This window comes from Hominiventricola filiformis (assembly GCF_020686965.1).
Taxonomy (GTDB): Bacteria; Bacillota; Clostridia; order Lachnospirales; family Lachnospiraceae; genus Hominiventricola; species Hominiventricola filiformis.
Genome location: NZ_JAJEPS010000007.1, coordinates 1 through 18878 on the forward strand (window position 1 = coordinate 1; position 18878 = coordinate 18878).

An 18878-nucleotide genomic window follows, 5' to 3' on the forward strand; every position below is an offset into this window, starting at 1 on the left:
TCTACACAACAAACAAATATAAAATAGAAATCTGAAAAGGAAAAAGTCATAGTGTCCTTGACAAAGGGTACACTTTAAAAAATGTACATCTGGAACCTGAAAAACGGAAATAATTTTGATTAGATCCCAATGCCTGCAAAAGAGGCAATGTAAAAAACATTGTGCTTTCAGAAAAAAATGGATATACTGAAAATAAGAAAACAGGGGAGTGTTTATGGTAAGAAAATGCAGCAGAGCGGGTGTTGGCAGTGAAGGAAGTAATAAGTTTGATCGGAAAATATTTAGGATGGCGAAAAGGAGCAACATTAAATGATAGATATATATACAGAAAAAAGTGATTCAAAAGATTGGATATTTCACAATGACTTGTATTTTAACCTGAATACAGGCAATGAAGAGATGTCAAAAAAAGAAATCGATTTAATCCAACAAGTGGATGAGGCTAAGCTGACGCCAGATAAGCATATAGAAACAAAATATGGACTGGGCACAATCCGTAATCTGTCATCAGGCTGCAAGACATTACTTAATATTGTGAAGCACCCTGATAAGGTGGTAAACGTTGAGGAATGTGGACCTAATGTACTTAGAATCATTTTTGCCATGGATAATATAAAGATTTATATGTCAAGACCAACGCTTTTTGATATACCGGATGATGCAAAAATCAGATTTAATGATTCGGATATAGTTACCGGTGGCAGAGGTTATAGTACCTGGTGGAGTAAAGAGTATGAGAGGAGAGAAGCAGATGATTTATAAAAATATTAAATTCAAAGCAGATCCATTTTCATACGATTTGGAATTTGATGATAGAATTACTCTTGTTGGTGGAGACAGTGGTACCGGCAAAACAGTACTTTATGAAATGTTGGAAGATATAAGATTGACAGACGAATACAAAGCAATCAAACTATTTAACTATAAATCAGATAATTTTTTAGAAGCAATCAAACAGTGTAGAGATAGTTTTATTGTGATAGATAATGCAGATTGTCTGATTAATGATGATGTTAGGAGATTCATTAATTTTGAGTTGTCTAATCAGTATATGCTTTTTCTGCGAAATTGTGACGGACTCAATGTATCTGATAAGAGCTTTAAGGTGTTGAAGTTTGATAATAACAGGATAATACTGGAAGAGGAGTTGTGATATGAGGTATTTATGGACAGAGGATACCGGTGCAGGGCTTCACTTCTGGAAATTAGTCAACCAGCTTTTTTTAAATAATGAACTTGTAGTTGAGAGTAAGGGAAGTAATCAGGGATTATTGGATGCAGTATTAGACTTGGCTATTACAAATGATGATGAATACTATGTTGCATTTGATTATGTGGTTGATAATCAGGATGTTCGTAACAAGTATCGTATGTTGAAATCAATAACAGGTAAGTCGGAAGGGAAAATTGTAATTCTGGATATGATTTGTTTTGAATACCTGGTTCTTGCATTTGACAAGCTGGTAGAATGGACAGGCACGGGAAAGACAGATAAAATTAAAATTCGTGAAGAAGTTTTGGCAGCAGCTGAGAATCACAGAATCGATTTATCAAAGATTAATGATGAAAAAACGTTACAGTACATAGCAGGTTTTAAGAGATATTCGACAGAACGAGTGATGAAGTCATTGGTAGGCGAATTTACGCAAAATGAGAAGTGGTCTGTTAAAGGGGCTCTTATGGGTGAATGCTGGTATAAAGATTGTTGTATGTCAGAGCATACGGATAGTCTTAGGTGTGGCCAGCCAGAGGTTAAAGGTGGAGATGAAAAGATGATAATGCTGATACAGTCGGAAAAGGTGCAAGATGTGATTGGTAAATTGATACATTAGAGTAGTATTACAGAATGTATTAGATGGACTCGTATTAAATCTGTTACCATTTGGACTGATCATGGGAACCTGGCAGCTTTTAAAGAAAAAGGTATCACCAATCGTGGTTGTATTGCTTCTGATGGCCATTGGAATCATTGAGTATTATCTGAACATTCTTGGACTTGGTGTATAGAAGTCTGAAAAATAAAACAGCAAATTAAATACGGAAATACTATATTTAGAAATTCCAACCATTACCATACTATATCTTGTATGATAACGGTTGGAATTTTGTTATTTGCGCCAAATTTCCAACCATTAGTATATACGGGATGATTAGAATCATGTATAAAGAAATAAAGCGGAGAATCAAAGAACACATCAGACGGAGGTGAAGAAAGAGTATATGAGAAAATGGATGACATGGATGATAACATGGATACTTTTTGCAGCAGTATTAAGTGCCTGTGGAAAAGAGGTAGATGACAAGAAATTAATTCCGAAGCCAGAAAAGAAGCAGGAAGCAGATGCGGAGACGGAAACCAAAACGGAAGCGAATGCAGAGGCGGAGGCAGAAACAACAGCAGAAACAACAGCGGACGTATCCCAGGATGAGAATTGGGATGATTTTTGCGGAGACTGGACACTTGTTGGTTTTGAGTATAGCGATTCTGTAGACGATATAGAACCATCGGTCGATAATCCATACTATGATGCAGAGAATGAGTGGATAGTTTCCGACATCCTTATATACGACGAAGAAAACACTCTGTATGCGGATTACAGCCGCATTGGATACGAAAACGAATCGATTAATGGAATGGCTCTCGTAAAACAGGATCCTACTTCGGATGGTCAGCCTGTCGCACGGTTAAAAAACCGGCGTGATGGAACAGAGACGGTACGAACACTGACCCTGATTGGAGAAAACGAACTTCGCTATTGTGAACAGGAGTCATGGCGGGAAACGGGACTGGAGCATGTAATGATCTGTACCTATCTGCGGAAAGGCTCAAAGGAAATGGAGCAGAAAAAAGAATATCAGTATGTGGATGAGGTAACGGTATCTACCGTGCAGGAGCTGGTGGAGGCGATTCAGAGCCGGACGAAGATTATCCTGAAGGAAGGAACCTATAATTTCAGCGAACTTGATTGTGACAGCATAAAAAATCCTAATATTGACTGGATAAAGGATTATGACGGACTGGCAGAATATACGGTGCGAAATGTGCGGAATCTATGTCTCGAAGCAGAGGAAGGTGCCAGAGTAGAAATCAGTACGGAAAATTCCTATGCGAGAGCGTTAGGATTTGAAGAATGTCAGGAGATTACCCTTCGCGGACTGATCTGCGGTCATGAAGTGGAGCCCGGATATTGTACCGGAAGTGTACTTTACCTTAACCAATGCAGCCATATCGCAATTGATAACTGTGACTTATACGGAAGTGGAACCTACGGAATAGAAGCTTATAATATCTTTGGTTTAACGATAGAGGATACCGAGATTTATGAGTGTACCTATGGCCTTGTGTGGCTTTCAGCAGTAGAAGTGGCAACATTTACGAATTGCAGTTTTATGACCAGCGAGCAGTACAGCATGTTTTCCTTCATAGGCTGTTATAGTATCACTCTGGATGATTGCAAGATCATAGGAAATGAAACAAAGACAGAATATAGTCCATTCATCACCTGTCAGGACTCTCTTTCTGTCAACTTTGAGAATTGCCAGTTCAGAGGAAATGACTATCAGGTCTTTCTGGAGGAGGGAAATAACCCGCCGACCAATACTATCGTATTTACCGACTGTACGGTAGAGGATGGAAAGCAGGATCTGGATTATCCGGAGGGAATTACACAAGTATCATATCGTTAAAGCTCCGGGGGAACGAAAGAGGGAAGGAGGGCAGTTTCTTATGAAAAATCTGAAAAAACTGACGATTCTTCATTCTAATGATATGCATGGAGATTTTCTGGCAGAGCAGATCGATGAAAAACTGGTGGGAGGAGTCTCATTCCTTTCCGGTTATGTCAATATGGTCCGGAAGCAGGAAAAAAATGTACTCTATGCGATTGCGGGAGATATGTTTCGTGGTTCGGTCATTGATTCGGAATATAAGGGGGTATCAACGATCGGCATTATGAATCTGTTGGGCCCCGATGTGGCAACGATCGGCAATCACGAAGTAGACTATGGTTTGTCGCACCTTTTGTTTTTGGAAAAATGTGCAAATTTCCCAATTATCAATGCAAACTTTCATATCCGGGCCAATCGCAGGCGCCTGTTCCAGCCTTTCTATATTGCAGAGATGGATGGCATGAAGATTCTTTTCATAGGAATTATCACAGAAGATGTTCTGGCACAGACCAAGGCAGATGAACTGATCGGTTCCTTTGTGGACATCGGAGAGGCTGCCCAGGAAGTGGGAAATATCTGCAATGCCTATAATGCGATTGATATTGATTTTACCGTACTTCTGACGCATATCGGCTTTGAAGAGGATAAAAAACTGGCGGCTTTACTGGATCCTGCCTGGGGTGTGGATGTGATCATTGGCGGCCACTCTCATTCATTCGTGACAGAGCCGGCTCTGGTAAACGGAATCTATATTGTGCAGGCCGGAACGGGCACGGACCAGATCGGACGATTTGATATTATGGTGGATACAGACCTGAATGCAATTGATACCTTCACCTGGCAGCTCATCCCGATCAATAATGAGACCTGTCAAAAAGACGAGGAAATGGAGCAGTTCATCAATCATTACAGAAAAGAAACGGACAAAAAATATGACCGCATCGTAACACGGTTTACGAATTGCCTGACCCATCCCGTAAGAAATCAGGAGACTGCACTGGGAAATCTGATGGCAGATATCCTGTGTGACAGCCTGGGAATCGACCTGATGCTGATGGGTTCAGGAGCAATCCGGAGCTATGAACTGGGACCGGTGGTCCATTACCAGGATCTTGTGGAATGCCTGCCCTATGATGAAGCCGTGTATATGCTTCAGGTGAATGGGACACAGTTGGAACGAATGCTGCGGCGCATCCTGCGGGAAGAAGCATTTGAGGGGGAACATACAGAATTTTATCAGTTTTCCCATGGAATGCAGATCATCTGGTCCCGCGGGAAGCAGGAGTTTGAAACTCTGACCCTGAATGGGAAAGCACTGGATCAACAGAAGCTTTATACCATTGCGTTATCCAAATTCCATTATATGAATATACAGAATTTCCTGAACATTTCGCTGGAGGAGATAAAGATCAATGCACCGCCCCGGGTATTGGCAACCTCTTATCGGGACATTGTTGAGGAATATATGATGATGAACCCCCACCTTTCCAGTGAGGTGGAAGGAAGACTGATTGTGAAGACATGAGAAGGCAACATTTCCCTCGCAGCTGATCCATTTTGGTATATAGAATTTTCGCGTGCATCCCCAGGCTGACTACCAGCTGCTATTTTCTATCCAACCATTTGAATACTATATTTAGAAATTCAAATCATTGCTATACTATATATTGTATACCAATGATTGGAATTTTGTTTTTGGGGCCAAATTTCCAACCATTAGCATATACAGGACGATGAAAATCATGTATAAAGAAATTAACAAAGTTCTGAAGCAGTTGTGCGTTCAGGAAAGCAGGAAAAAAATAGAAATGGAGGAAAAAAGATGAGCAGAAAAAGAAAAAAATGGTTAAGCCGCATGCTTGCACTTTGTCTGATATTGGCGTTATTGCCGATCAATACAGCATATGCAGATGAAGTCGACACTCAAGATGCTGTGTATCAGACCGAAGACATTCAGCCGGCAGAAGCAGCAGCGCAACCGGAAGAAGTGAAGCCGGAAGTACAACCGGAAGTACAGTCGGAAGAAACACAGCCGGAAGCACAGCCAGAAGAGGTGAAGCCGGAAACACAACCGGAAGAGCAGCCAGAAGAAGTGAAGCCGGAAACACAACCGGAAGAAGCGCAGCCGGAAGAAACACAGCCGGAAGAAGTGAAGCCGGAAGCACAGCCGGAAGAAGTGAAGCCGGAAGAAGCACAGCCGGAAGAGGTGAAGCCGGAAGAAGCACAGCCGGAAGAGGTGAAGCCGGAAGCGCAGCCAGCAGAAGCACAGCCGGAAGAAGTACAGCCGGAAGCACCCGTTCAACCGGATCAAGATGCTGCAGTGGAGGAAGCGGTAGAACCTGCAGAGATCATGTTAGCTCCAGCGGCAGTCTCTCCAACGGCTTCGCCTGAAATCATTAAAGAGATAGAGCTGAATTTGAAGCCAGTAACCGAAATTACCAAGATTAACGACTTTAGATCAATCGCTTATTCTCCATCAGACAAAATACATTTGGAAGAAGTTACTGTATATGAGGGGTACAATAACACAAATGGTTCCACTCCTTCCGTATATACTCCTAATAAGGGCTATACAGTTATATATGAATTTAGGTGCGATAAGAACGCGTATAAACTTAACTCTTATTGTAAAGTAAAAATAAATTCCGAATATATAAAGAACTGGGACTGGGAGTGCAAGTTCTTCTGGGGGTATGCGTTAAAGGTTTATGTGTATTATCCAAGTCTGAAAAATACAGTTGGTGTAACCTTTAGGCCAAGAAATCAATGGAGTGGCAGCATTTCTAACATGTATGTTGGTCATGATCTGGGTAATGCCTATTCTGTTTGGCTTAATTATTACAATGGGTTAAATCAAATTGATAAAAGCATTGGTAGTGATGCAAAATATGATCCAACGAAAGATTATAGTGTATGTATTACCATTGCTGGGAAAGGTCATGCTGCTATCATTTCACCTACTTTAAAAAAGGATAATGTCAAAATTAATCAGGGCACTATCTGGAAAGTTGCCTGGGATGATGATAATAGTTATACAAAAATCTATGTGAACTTCCCAAGGGAAGAAGACAGCGAATATACCGTCAAAGCCAAAAATGCTGAAATAACGAATGAAGCAGGGGAACCTGTTTCTAAAGCAAAAGCAGGGACTGTCCTTACCGTGAAGCTCAAGGATCTTGAGAAAGGATACGCTTTTGAGAAATGGGCAGTTGATGATAATAGTACAGATGTGGAGTTTCAGAATGTGAAGAGTACGACAACAACATTTGTTATGCCAAAAGGAGAAGTTTACATTTCTCCAGCTACTCTTCTGATAGCTAAGGTGTATTCTAAAAAGTTGACTTATAACGGAGAAGAACAAACTGGGGTATATTTAAATGATAAGTATGGCGGCGGTTCATCTGTCGGCACACTTACCGGACATAAAGCGACAGAAGCAGGTACCTATACTGCCAGGGCTAGTTTAAATAAAGGCTATATTTGGTCTGATGGCACTACAGAAGACAAGGAGATTGTATGGACGATCGCTAAAGCGGACCGGGATGGTCCAAGAAAATTAGCTGGTATTATGCCAACAACAGAAGGAGCCAATGATGGCCGTATAGTAAAGACAACAACAGAAATGGAATACCGAAAAGTCGGCACAACAACATGGAAAGAGTGCCCAGATGAAGAGGTTACGGGATTGGCCCCAGGAGACTATGAAGTAAGATATAAAGACACCACATCTTATAATAAAAGTATAGCTCTAATCTACACCGTTCCCATATGGGGACCAGAGAAACGGATAGTATACATAGAAAATGGAACACCAGGATCTATAGATTTACCAAAAAATGCAACGATTACCATTACTGCAAATCCTCCTGAAGAAGGCAAAGAATTTGACAAGTGGGTTCCCAGTGCAATAAGTCATGTAAAAATCGAGGATGAAAAGAGCGAAGTTACAAAATTGACGGCATTAGGAGGAAACGCAACTGTTACAGCTACCTACAAAGAGAAAGAAATACCAGGCGCTCCGAAATACGATTTATACGTAATTAACGGTCAGGGTAGTGGACAATATGCATATAATAGAAAGGTAGATATCACAGCGGACCCCGCCCCAGCAGGCAAAACCTTTGATAAGTGGGTAGTAGTAGATGAGACGGTAACGGTAGAAAACATAAACAACTCCAAAACTACCCTTAGAACAAAAGGGGTTGAAGGGTGGGTGGTAGCCACATATAAAGATATTGGATCCGTTGATGCAGAGCATACACTAACAGTCGTAAACGGAGGCATCCAGGGCAGCTCTAATCCAGGAAAATTCAAGCGAAATGAAGAAGTAACACTCTATGCTAAAATAACCAAAAATTTTGATAAATGGGTGGTGACATCAGGATCAGTTGAGGCAATACTTCCAAACGAAAATGCGATTAATGTAACGATCATAACATCCGATAAAGATGCGACAATTGAAGCTACCTATAAGCCCCACTCCCATACTTACGAAGGATGGTCAAAGGAAAAAGGTGTCTGGTATTATTGGAAATCAGGAAAACTATTGAAAAATCAATGGTTGAAATCAGGAAAACACTGGTATTATCTGGACGGAAACGGAATAATGCAGACCGGTTGGGTAAAAGTGTCTGGTAAATGGTATTACATGAACGGAAGCGGAGTAATGCAGACCGGCTGGGTAAAAGTGTCCGGTAAATGGTACTACATGAACGGAAGCGGTGTGATGCAGACCGGCTGGGTAAAAGTGTCCGGTAAATGGTATTATATGAATGGAAGCGGAGTAATGCAGACCGGGAAAAAAGTTATTAACGGGAAAAACTATGTATTTAATCAGAATGGACAATGGATTCAATGACGAAAAAAACAGGAGCAGAAATAATATATGGAATTTTATACCATAAAGTAGTATAATAAAAAAATTTTATCCTGAGGAGAGAGTAATGTGACGGAAGATATCATAGAAGATACGGAATCAGAACCGGAAGAACTGCCAGATGAATCAATTACTGAACTGGAGGAAAACGATTCAGAATATGAGGACGACTTACAGGAATTGGAACTGGAAGAGGAACAGACACAAGAATTATTAGAAGCATCCTCTAATATTGGAAGTATTAGTTTTACTACGACAGATCTTCGAACATCTCAGACGATTTCGTTCAAAGGAAATGCAGGAAAAGTACAGATGATTATTTTTGGAGGGATTTCAAGCTGCGGAAACACTAATTCTGTATTAGACACATTGAATGGAATGGTTAAATCTGTGAGTGCTTCCAGTATGAATATCTATGTATTTGATATTGTCGGAAATTCTACGTCAGATATTCTTGCGGAGACTGGTAATTTGAATAGCATGATCCGGGTGGCAAATTATAATGCCAATGCAGCAACATTGCGTCAGACTTGTGCTGGTGCAGTAGGTTTGGGATCAAGATTTACAATGCCATTTATAGTATATGTAGATGCATCGGGAAATGTTTATGACAGTAGCACCGGTTATGTGGATGCAGATAAAATTGCTTCATCTCTCAAATCTGGGGGAATTAATATTACAGTCGGTGCTATGCAGACACTTTATGTGACACAGTATGCATCCTATTCCTATGCTTACCAGATTTTGAATATTGTAAACGAAAAACGGGCAGAGCAAGGATTGTCAGCATTGCAGATGGATAAGGAACTATTGGAAGCAGCGATGCAGCGTGCGGCGGAGTGTTCAGTATATTATAGTCACACCAGGCCGAATGGAACTAGCTGTTATACTGCCAGTTCAAAGATGAACAGAGAAAATATTGCAGCAGGTTATGTTTCGCCGGAAGATGTGATGAGCGGATGGTTAAATTCTTCTGGGCATTATGCTAAACCGTTCCAATATGGGAACCAGCACATACACATACATATGGAGCATGGAGCAAGGATGACACAAACCACTGGCATGAATGTACAGACCCTGCTTCCTGTACAGATAGGGCGGGCAGCGTAAAAGACAAAGCAAGTCACGTATATAGTGATGCAGCAGACGCAACCTGTAACGTATGCGGTTATGTTCGCACAGTGGCACCGCCGACCCCGCCGACACCGTCCACACCAGGATCACCGTCCACCCCGTCGACACCGTCCACACCAGCTGCTCCGAGTAATCCGGCGGCACCATCTACCCCGGCAGCTCCGTCCGCCCCATCAGAACCGGCTGCACCAGTGGAACCGGATACTCTGAATGTAACTGTTTCCAACATTAAGGTCCAGAACTATAAAGGAACAGGAATCACTCCGAAGATTACGGTAAAAGATCCTGCGACAAGGAAGAAGCTGAAACAGGGCAAGCATTACACCGTATCCTACGAAAATAATGTAAATGTGGGAACAGCAGCGATTGTAATCCGCGGTATTGAAGCCAACGGTTATAGTGGTGTGAAGCATGTATATTTCACAATTCAGCCCCAGTCAGTTGCGAAGAAGGTCAAAGCAAAGGTGAACGGGAAGAAATTCCTGTATACGGGAAGCGAACTGACACCTGGCGTCAATCTTACTTATAATAAGAGGAAGCTGACAGAAGGGGTAGATTATGTGCTAAGCTACAGCAATAATGTAGGAAAGGGATCTGCGAAGATTCTGATTACCGGAATTGGCAATTACACCGGAAGCAGAACGGTGAAATTCAAGATTACCGGACCGAAACTGAAGGATGCACAGGTTTCCCTTGTACAGAACGGGACACCGTATCCGGACATTACGGTGACCTATGCAGGGAAAACCTGCACAATAGACCAGGACTACATCATAAAATATCCTAAGATTGTGAAACCGGGTAAGAACCGGATCGTAGTCAGTGGAAGAGGAAGTTTCTCAGGAAGTGTAAAACTGACCTACTACGTAGAAGGGTTATAAAGCAAAGAACGTGACATGAGAAAGGCAGGCAACTTCGATTGCCTGCCTTTCTACATGAAATTTCAGTAAAATCCCCTTATTGGGTATACGAATTATGAAAAAAAAGGTATAATAGAGATAAATATAGATTTTTTGGGAGGAGAAAAATATCGAATATGGGGGAGTATGTGAAAAATAAGAAGAAAACCCATGGTCTGCTAAGATATGGCCTTCTGGGATTTTTTGTTGTTATGGGAATAACCGGATGTGGCAGGGGGACGATGAAAGAGCCTGTCACCGTTACCATCTGGCATGTATATGGAGGGCAGGCAGAATCACCGCTGAATGATATGATTGCCCAGTTCAATGAGACCGTGGGAAAGGAAGAGAATATCCAGGTACAGGTAGGCAGTGTCACCAATACTAACACGATTCATGAGAGTGTGCTTTCCTCTGCCTTCGATGATCCGGGAGCGGAGGAGCTGCCGGATATGTTCGTCTCTTATCCCAAGACGGTGCTGGCCATGCCGGATGATTCGGTGCTGGTTGATTACCGGGATTATTTTTCAGAGGAAGAATTAGATCGTTTTATTCCGGCATTTCTTACAGAAGGACAGATCAATGATCGACAGCTTATCCTTCCGGTTGCAAAATCCACCGAGGTTATGTTTGTGAATAAAACGGCATTTGACCGCTATGCCAAAGACAGCGGCGCTTCTCTTTCCGATCTGGAAACCTGGGAAGGTGTGTTTCGTCTGGCAGAAGATTATACAAAATGGACAGATGAGCAGACGCCGGATATAGAGGGAGATGGGAAGCCATTTTTCGTCCACGATTATCACTTTAACTATTTTCAGGTAGGGGTGGAGTCCTTAGGGGAATCTTTCTTTACGAAGGATGGAACAGGACTTGCCTTTGGTCCGGCCTTTGAACGGGTATGGGAACCTTATGCGGATGCGGCTCTGCAGGGAGGAATCTGGCTGCAGGGAGGATACGCTACAGAACCACTGCGCACCGGGGATGCGATTGTGTCAGTGGCTTCGTCTGCCAGCGTTCTGTATTATTCCGACACGGTCACGTATGCGGATAATACGACAGAGAAAGTGGACATTATCTCTATGCCATGTCCGGTTTTCGAAGACGGAGAAAAACTGGTGATGCAGCGGGGTGCTGGAATCTGTACCGTAAAGTCCACTCCGGAGAGGGAGAAGGCCTGCATGACATTTTTGAAATGGCTGACAGATGCCCAGCGGAACGTGGAATTTGTGACGCAGCTTGGCTATATGCCGGTGACGCAGGAATCCTTTGAAACTTATCTTCCGGATGCCGTGGCCAGGCTGCAGAATCCCATGTATCAGTCATTGTATCAGGCGTTCCAGCAGACCCAGGAGCAATATACATTCTATACGGCACCACAGTATGATGCTTATCTGGATCTGGAAACGAGATTTGAAGAGCAGGTTCGCCAGAAGCTTCAAATTGCACGGCGCTCCTTACTGAAATCTCCGGAGCAGCCAAGGGAGGAGCTTATACGGGCAACACTGGAAAGCTTTAAGCGGGATTATCAGCCATAAGAACAGGAAAGGCGGTGACGTAATGAGTCACTTGTTTCATAAGATCAACTATTTACTGCGTCACTGGAATGAAGTCGGAGTATCCATGCAGCGGAAGCTGACGATCTATTTTGCCTGTACGGTTCTGGTGGTATATGCAGCCGCAGTGATCCTGATCCAGACGGCAGGTATTATGCCGGGATCGGAGCGGAATCTGGGCGAAACGCTGACAGTACAGCATCAGAATACAGTCTCTGCCATGACAAAGCAGATGGATCTCCTGACGGCAAGAAGCATCAGACTTTCGGAAGAAATCACGTGGACAATGGAGCAGATTCTGATCGAACAGGGAAAGACATTTGCAGATATCAATAATAATCCCCAGCTGATTCTGGATCTTGAGGATTCTCTCTATGGAACATTGGAGACGGTCTTACGTTCCAATGCATGCAGCGGAGCATTTTTTATCCTGGATGCCACGGTGAATACAGAGGCAGAGTCTGCAGATACGTCACGAATGGGAGTCTACCTGCGGTTTTCCGATCTGAAAGCCGTCGGAACAGCCAACCAGCATATGGTATATTTCCGGGGTGCGGCAGATATCGCCAGAAAAAAACAGATTCAGATGCATAATCGCTGGAATCTGGAGTTTGATACATCATTGATTCCATGCTATGAAACACTTTTAGAATTTCGTCAGAGCCGTCTGGCAGAAGGAGCCATGTGGACGGAACGGATCCAGCTGAGCAATACGTGGGAAGATGTGATTCTGCTGTGCGTGCCGGTTCTGGATCAGAACGGAGTTCCCTGCGGGATCTGCGGAGTGGAACTTAGTCAGCTCTATTTTGTCCTTTCCTATCCGGCTGCGGAAAGCCGGTTTGGAAATATGATTACACTCCTTGCCCCGGCAGAGGGCAGAAAATACGACTTGTCGAAATCCATGATCGGCAATGCGGCAGGAACCTACCTGAAACCGGATGGTCTTTTGAAGGTCAGAAATGGGAAATACTATCAGACAGCCACCACCGAAACGGATCGTTATTTTGGCTTTTCCAGTCCGCTGGATGCACGATTATGCAGCGGCCGGCAGCCTATGATTTTAACTTTGCTGCCGGAGGAGAGTTATCATCAGGCATCTCTTCGGAGCCGCCTGATCTGGTATGCAGGAACCTTCGTGTTTCTGATTCTGATCCTTCTCATGGCGGGAGGTGCATCGGGACATTTTTCAGCTCCGATTGTGCGAAGCCTGAAGGCTGTGCAGCAGACAAAGACGGGAGAAGATGGCCAGAATGCCAGAATCCGTTCCGGCATCTCAGAGATTGATGCACTGGTATCTTTTCTGCAGACCAGAAGTCAGGAGCTAAAGACCAGTGAGCTGCCGCCGGAGATTGATGCCATGCTCCAGGAATTCAAAGTCCGGGTCGGAAGGCTGACACCTGCGGAATTATTGATTTTTCAGTTATTTATTGACGGATGTGATGTACAGACAGCTGCGGAGCGGAGCTTTGTCAGCGTGGCAACCGTGCGTAAGCATAACACCAGTATCAACCGAAAACTGGAAGTATCCAACCGGGAAGAACTGATGGTGTATGTGGACCTTTTCCGGCGGTGCGGCCGTCTGGATGAACTAAAAAACAGATAAAAAAGGGGATCCTGTTCGCAGGATTCCCTTTTACTATATATGGTATATAAGAATAATTGGCATCAATATATTGTATGCGAATCGTTGGAAAATTGTGAAAATCGTCAGATATTCCAATGGTTCGCATATATTTTTTCTGTAAAAACTGCTATGCTGACATCAGATCAAATCAAAAGGGAAAACAAAGAAAGGAGATCTGTTTATGGGATTGATTAAAGCTGGTATGGGAGCATTAGGCGGCACACTTGCGGATCAATGGAAAGAGTTTTTCTATTGTGAGTCACTGGGCAAAGACGTATTGGTAACGAAGGGACAGAAACGTATCACAGGACGTTCATCCAATACGAAAGGAAATGACAACATTATTTCCAATGGAAGCGGTATCGCAGTTGCAGACGGACAGTGTATGCTGATCGTAGAGCAGGGAAGGGTCGTTGAGGTCTGTGCGGAGCCGGGAGAATTTACGTACGATACTTCTTCAGAGCCAAGTATTTTTGCAGGAAATCTGGGCGAGAGCATTCGTGAGACCTTCAAGGTAGTCGGCAAACGTTTTACCTTTGGCGGAGATACCGGAAAGGATCAGCGTGTTTACTACATTAACACAAAGGAGATGGGAGAGATCCTCTATGGAACAGCGACCCCGATTCCCTTCCGCGTAGTGGTAAATGAGGAGCTGGGATATAAACTGTCCGTAGATCTTCGCTGTAACGGTAATTTTACATATCGGATCAGTGATCCGCTTCTGTTTTATACCAATGTCTGCGGAAATGTAGAAAGCGACTATGAAAGTACGGAGATCGCACCTCGCTTAAAGGGAGAACTGATGACGGCCCTGCAGCCGGCACTGGCAACTCTTTCTGCAAAGAAGATTCAGTACTATGAAATTCCGGCCCACACCCTGGAGCTTTCGGATGCGTTGAATGATGTCCTTTCAAAAACCTGGAAGGAAAAACGTGGTATTGAGGTATTTTCTTTCAATATCAATTCCTTAAGCATTCCGGATGATCAGCGTCTGAAACTGACCGAGTGGGAAGAAAATGCAATGACAACGAATCCGAATACAGCGGCAGCCCGCCTGGTAGGAGGACAGATCGATGCCATGAAAGCAGCGGCAAACAACAATGCAGGAGCGATGACCGGATTCATGGGAATGGGTATGGCTATGAATGCAGGTGGAATGGGCGGTATGAATGCCCAGAACCTCTTTGCAATGGGCCAGCAGCAGAATCAGGCAGCAGCACCCCAGCCGGCACAGCCCCAGGCAGCAGCACCGAGTGCACCGCAGCCGGCAGCCGAGGGATGGAAATGCCAGTGCGGCGCAACCGTTACCGGAAAGTTCTGTCCGGAGTGCGGAGCAAAGAAACCGGAACCGCAGCCGGCAGCCGGAAGCTGGACGTGTAAATGCGGAGCAACCGCCACCGGAAAATTCTGTCCGGAATGTGGTTCACCGAAGCCGGCAGACAGTGACGGATGGACCTGTTCCTGTGGAGCGGTGAATAAAGGAAAGTTCTGTCAGAACTGCGGCGCAAAGAAACCGGCGGGAGCACCGTTATACCGTTGTGATAAATGTGGCTGGGAACCGGAAGATCCGGCACATCCGCCGAAATTCTGTCCGGAGTGTGGCGACCCCTTCGATGATGGGGATGTTACAAACTAAAGACTGACTGACAAAAAGGAAGGGAGGATTATAGATGGGATTTTTTGATAAAAAGTATTGTGATGTGTGTGGAGAAAAGATCGGTCTTCTTGGCAACCGGAAATTAGAGGATGGAAACCTCTGTAAAGATTGTGCGGCAAAGCTTTCCCCATTTTTCTCTGAGAGAAAATCGTCTACGGTGGAGGAGATCAAACAGCAGCTGGCTTATCGTGAAGAAAACCAGCGCCAGATCGCAGGCTTCCGGGCAACCCGTATCATCGGTGACCGGATGAAGGTAATGGTTGATGAACTGGGAAAACGTTTTGTTGTCACCTCTTCCAGTGATATTTTAAAGGCGAATCCGGATATCATTCCTCTTTCCGATGTGATTTCCTGTAATCTGGATCTACAGGTGGATGACACGGAACTGAAGAAGGAGGATGCCCAGGGGAAGGAAGTCAGTTATAATCCGCCGAGATTCTGCTATTCCTATAACTTCTATATTGAGATTTCAGTCAGACATCCGTGGTTCAGCCAGATTCGTTTCCGCCTGAACTCGAGTGATATTGAGATTGTGGATGAGGCTACCGGTATGGGTGCAGGCATGGGAAGAATGATGGGCAGCCGCCGTCAGAGCATGGTACATCCGGAATATAATATGGATTACCGTAAGTACCAGCAGATGGCAGATGAAATCGTAGCTGTTCTGACCGGTCAGCCGACAGCGAGAAGTGTGGCAGCAAATGTGATCAATAATATGGCTGATGGGCAGGGATTCGTCAACTCCGTTGTGAGCGGGATTGGTGCAGGTGCAGGCATGGCTGGTGCCGGAATGATGCAGAATCCGAACATGATGCAGGGCCAGGCAGGGATGCAGAATCCGAACATGATGCAGGGTCAGGCAGGGATGCAGAATCCGAACATGATGCAGGGCCAGGCAGGGATGCAGAATCCGAACATGATGCAGGGCCAGACAGGGATGCAGAATGGAAGCTGGGTCTGCTCCTGTGGCATGACAAATACCGGAAGATTCTGTCAGAACTGTGGTTCTCCGCAGCCGGCAGCACGGCGTCTCCGCTGCAGCAACTGTGGCTGGGAGCCGACAGATCCGACACATCTGCCGAAATTCTGCCCGCAGTGCGGAAGTCCATTATAGCAGAGAGCTAGCAGAGAAAACAGCAGCAAAAGGAGGTGCTGATTTATGAAGAACAGAAGAATTTTAACAGTTGTACTGGCAGTGATTATGGCATTTGGCCTGGTTGCATGCGGCGGAGGTAATAAACCGGCAGAGACCGATGCCGCTGAGCCTGAAACGAAAGAGACAACAGAAGAAATAAAAGTGGACGAACCAAAAGAGGAAGAAGGGAAAGTGGAAGAGGCTGAGCCGGAAGAGCCTCAGTCCAGAATTCCGGAGAATGCCACAGAGTTTCTGCTGACAAATCCGAAGCTTCAGGCACAGGCAAGTTTCTATCTTCCAAAGTTTGACTCTGAATGGGAGGTTAAGCTTTTAAGTGATACGGATCCGGTGGGCGCAGAACAGAGATACCTGTATAAAGCAATGATTTCGGATGAACAGTCAGTACACGTGGATGCACGCCTTACCGCCACAACAACTGAGAATCTTCCCACAATCATGGAGAAGGGAGAGAAAGTGAAAGTGTCCGGTCATGATGCAGTGTATGAAGAAGATACTACTAGCTGGAAATACACCGTTGATATGGGACCTTATGCGGATGGAGTGGAAATGTATATGGATCTCAAATTCTATACCGGCGGTGAGGAGTTCAAGGATGTAAAAGAATTGGCAGAAACAAGAGATATGATGCTGGAAACTCTGTCTGCAACCACCGATTATGAGGGCAAGGAAGACAGAAGCGGCCGTCTCTATCAGGGCAGTGGCCTTTGTTCTCTTCCGATGACCTTTGAGTATAACGGTCAGGAAGCTGAAGTAAAGCAGGAACTAAGAAGAGCAAGTGTTTATGCGCTGGCGGCAGAAATACAGGAAGATGGCGATATTCCGCTGTGTATCACTGCAGAAATCGACAATACTTGTAAGAATTCTTATATGGAAGTAACGGAAAGCGATGGCTATGTAGACTGCACGATTGCAGGCTATCCTGGCAAGTTAAAACAGGTGGAATATCCGTCTTATGTAGAGAATTATGTACGTCTGACGGTAAGTGATGTTAATTATGAGATGTATGCATCTACTTCTGTGGACACGGATAAAATTACAGATGCAATCGCTTTGGCATCCGCAACGAAGGCTTTTAAGGAGGATAAGGCCTCTCAGTACCAGAAGAGCTTAGATTTCCTGGAAGCTATGGTATCCGCAGCTGAATTCAGAGATATTAGTGAGGACTGGCTTAAATAAGTAACGGCAGAGAGAAGGAAGGGAGGACAGAGTATGGGAAATATTCAGGAATATAAATGTCCATGCTGTGGCGGTGCCATTGTTTTTGACAGCGCCATTCAGAAGATGAAGTGCCCCTGCTGTGATACAGAATTTGAGATGGAGGCGCTGCAGGGATATGATGACGCTTTAAAGCAGCAGGAGCAGGGCGATGATATGACGTGGGATACTGCGGCGGGAAGTGAGTGGCAGGACGGAGAGGAAACGGGACTGCGTACCTATCAGTGTAAATCCTGTGGCGGTGAGATCGTCGGAGATGAAAGTATGGCCGCCTCTTCCTGCCCATACTGTGGCAATCCGATTGTTTTGATGGGGCAGTTTTCGGGAGACCTTCGCCCGGATTATGTGATTCCGTTTAAGCTGGACAAAAAGGCAGCGAAGGCAGGTCTCATGAAGCATTTGAATGGAAAACGTCTGCTTCCGAAGATTTTCAAAGATCAGAATCATATTGATGAGATTAAAGGAGTATATGTGCCCTTCTGGCTGTTTGACACCAATGTAGATGCCAATATCAGTTATCGGGCGACAAAGGTAAGAACCTGGAGTGACAGCAAATATGATTACACGGAGACGCGGTTCTTCATGTTAAGCAGAGGCGGAACCATTGGATTTGAGCGGGTGCCGGTAGATGGCTCCAGCAAGATGGAAGATGATCTGATGGAATCCATTGAGCCCTTCGATTTTAGCGAGGCGGTTCCATTCCAGACAGCCTATCTTGCAGGTTATATGGCTGATAAATATGATGTGTCTGCGGAAGAAAGCATTGAACGCGCCAATGTCCGTGTGAAGAAATCAACGGAAGATAATTTCCGATCCACGGTGCAAGGCTACAGCACCGTAACTGTGGAACAAAGCAGTGTACACTTTCATGATGGAAGTGCGAAATATGCGCTGTATCCGGTATGGATTTTAAATACGACATGGAATGGAAAGCAGTACCGGTTTGCCATGAATGGGCAGAATGGAAAATTTGTCGGAGACCTTCCTGTGGATAAGAAGGCGGCAAACCGCTGGATGATTCTTTCAACAGCTGCCATTGCAGCGGCGGCTTATGGTATCAGTTGGCTGTTGTGGCTGGCACGTATTTTATAGAAA

Annotated in this window: 15 protein-coding genes; all 15 read left to right on the forward strand. The window is 44.5% G+C overall.

All coding sequences use genetic code 11. The features are described 5' to 3' along the window. Nucleotides 1–309: 309 nt before the first annotated feature. On the forward strand, nt 310–762 hold the full coding sequence (locus tag LKD36_RS08400; RefSeq protein ID WP_308459321.1) for a DUF4869 domain-containing protein: 453 nt from the start codon (nt 310–312) through the stop codon (nt 760–762). Continuing rightward, nucleotides 752–1153, forward strand: coding sequence for an ATPase (locus LKD36_RS08405; RefSeq protein WP_308459322.1), 402 nt, complete (start codon nt 752–754; stop codon nt 1151–1153). The genes LKD36_RS08400 and LKD36_RS08405 overlap by 11 nt, the downstream gene beginning before the upstream one ends. 1 nt (nt 1154) lies before the next feature. Continuing rightward, a complete protein-coding gene (locus LKD36_RS08410; protein WP_308459323.1) occupies nt 1155–1832 on the forward strand; it encodes a hypothetical protein in 678 nt (225 codons plus the stop codon). Beyond that, complete coding sequence (locus tag LKD36_RS08415; protein ID WP_308459447.1) at nt 1828–2007, forward strand: PTS system mannose/fructose/sorbose family transporter subunit IID; 180 nt, start codon at nt 1828–1830, stop codon at nt 2005–2007. Before LKD36_RS08410 ends, LKD36_RS08415 begins: the two co-directional genes overlap by 5 nt. Before the next feature lie 213 nt (nt 2008–2220). Continuing rightward, the gene (locus LKD36_RS08420; RefSeq protein ID WP_308459324.1) at nt 2221–3687 is read left to right on the forward strand and encodes a right-handed parallel beta-helix repeat-containing protein; all 1467 of its coding nucleotides are present in this window, start codon (nt 2221–2223) and stop codon (nt 3685–3687) included. Between the two features lie 40 nt (nt 3688–3727). Beyond that, nucleotides 3728–5194, forward strand: a complete 1467-nt coding sequence (locus tag LKD36_RS08425) for a bifunctional metallophosphatase/5'-nucleotidase (protein WP_308459325.1) — start codon at nt 3728–3730, stop codon at nt 5192–5194. A 297-nt stretch (nt 5195–5491) separates the two neighbouring features. Beyond that, nucleotides 5492–8527: an InlB B-repeat-containing protein gene (locus LKD36_RS08430; RefSeq protein WP_308459326.1), complete on the forward strand. Its 3036-nt coding sequence runs from the start codon at nt 5492–5494 to the stop codon at nt 8525–8527. 87 nt (nt 8528–8614) lie between these two features. Beyond that, entirely contained in the window at nt 8615–9655 is a 1041-nt protein-coding gene (locus LKD36_RS08435; protein ID WP_308459327.1) for a CAP domain-containing protein, read from the forward strand. Between the two features lie 71 nt (nt 9656–9726). Further along, complete coding sequence (locus tag LKD36_RS08440; protein ID WP_308459328.1) at nt 9727–10560, forward strand: hypothetical protein; 834 nt, start codon at nt 9727–9729, stop codon at nt 10558–10560. Nucleotides 10561–10715: 155 nt separating this feature from the next. After that, nucleotides 10716–12113, forward strand: coding sequence for an extracellular solute-binding protein (locus LKD36_RS08445; RefSeq protein ID WP_308459329.1), 1398 nt, complete (start codon nt 10716–10718; stop codon nt 12111–12113). 22 nt (nt 12114–12135) lie between these two features. Beyond that, nucleotides 12136–13734 (forward strand): response regulator transcription factor, encoded by a 1599-nt coding sequence (locus LKD36_RS08450; protein ID WP_308459330.1) that lies wholly within the window; start codon nt 12136–12138, stop codon nt 13732–13734. A gap of 202 nt (nt 13735–13936) precedes the next feature. After that, nucleotides 13937–15391: an SPFH domain-containing protein gene (locus LKD36_RS08455; protein ID WP_308459331.1), complete on the forward strand. Its 1455-nt coding sequence runs from the start codon at nt 13937–13939 to the stop codon at nt 15389–15391. Nucleotides 15392–15425: 34 nt separating this feature from the next. After that, complete coding sequence (locus LKD36_RS08460) at nt 15426–16526, forward strand: DUF4428 domain-containing protein (protein ID WP_308459332.1); 1101 nt, start codon at nt 15426–15428, stop codon at nt 16524–16526. A gap of 45 nt (nt 16527–16571) precedes the next feature. Further along, nucleotides 16572–17744 carry a hypothetical protein gene (locus LKD36_RS08465; RefSeq protein WP_308459333.1) on the forward strand — a complete coding sequence of 391 codons (1173 nt, stop codon included), beginning with the start codon at nt 16572–16574 and terminating at the stop codon, nt 17742–17744. A gap of 33 nt (nt 17745–17777) precedes the next feature. Then, a complete protein-coding gene (locus LKD36_RS08470; protein ID WP_308459334.1) occupies nt 17778–18875 on the forward strand; it encodes a hypothetical protein in 1098 nt (365 codons plus the stop codon). Nucleotides 18876–18878: the final 3 nt, after the last annotated feature.